The sequence below is a fragment of the Oleiphilus sp. HI0066 genome, assembly GCF_001635725.1.
Genome location: NZ_LWFH01000301.1, coordinates 1 through 889, shown reverse-complemented (window position 1 = coordinate 889; position 889 = coordinate 1). Strand labels below are relative to the sequence as shown.

Here is an 889-nt window from a genome sequence, read left to right as displayed (position 1 = left end):
ATAACCAGCGGGCAACTTACCATACGTGAGATTGGTTAAGTGGTGCTGGATATACTCGGTAGTTGTTGGGTTTTCACCTGCCATAGTTAAGGGCCTACACTTACTTTTAAGAAACTTGTTTAAGGTCTATTTGGCTGTTAACAGCGGATAGATCCCATTAGTTAAGACGAGCACAATAAAAGTCGTCATTAACGCAAATACATCTACTTCTTTATAAAAACTAAATGCCAGAGCAAATCCCATTGCGATTAATAGCAATTTGGAACTTTCCGCACTGTAAAAGCTCTGAACTGTTTTGGCCGCTGCTCTTGCCCCCATATATCTGAAGGACTTAAATGCAAAATATTGCTGAGGAATAATAAAAACCACACTTCCTATAAAGGCTGACAAGGCACTATTCTCACCAGAAATCAGGTAAAAACTGATGACTGAAACGGCCATGACCAAGCACTGAATTCCAAAATATTGGATCAATGGTGGCTTTTTAATTTTCAACTCCAAATATTTATTGGGCGAACAGCGAATACGATGCCCTAAAACGGTTCTTTTCCGCACTATAAAAAAGCGCGGCAATTGTATGGTAAATACCCCTACCATTCAACACTTGGCAGTGCGAATTAAAGTTAGATTGATAATTTTCGTTATAAAGTTTTTTCGTTGCCCATTAACGGTTTAGCCGATGTTCTTATTATTTTATGTGGGAAAGGATGCCGTCTAACTCATTGAGAGAGTTGTACGAAATCACTAACTTACCTTTTCCACCTTTACCATGAGCAATATCAATGCTTGCGCCAAGCTTCTCAGAGAGATCTGTTTCAAGGCGCAAGATATTGGGGTCTTTCTCTGCTTTTGTTGCTTTTTTCGTCGCTGGCGCTTCTAACATTTTTCG

The 889-nt window shown here is 39.5% G+C and carries 1 protein-coding gene and 1 pseudogene; both read right to left on the bottom strand.

Annotated elements, in window-relative coordinates; all coding sequences use genetic code 11:
- Window positions 1-126: 126 nt before the first annotated feature.
- Window positions 127-597, bottom strand: coding sequence for an ATP synthase subunit I (locus A3738_RS04415; RefSeq protein WP_082878361.1), 471 nt, complete (start codon window positions 595-597; stop codon window positions 127-129).
- A 91-nt stretch (window positions 598-688) separates the two neighbouring features.
- Window positions 689-889, bottom strand: a pseudogene (locus A3738_RS30550) (chromosome partitioning protein ParB); the annotation flags it as partial.

Coding starts and splice junctions, on each gene's coding strand:
- A3738_RS04415 (WP_082878361.1), bottom strand. CDS start 597: ATGGTAGGGGTATTTACCATACAATTGCCGCGCTTTTTTATAGTGCGG.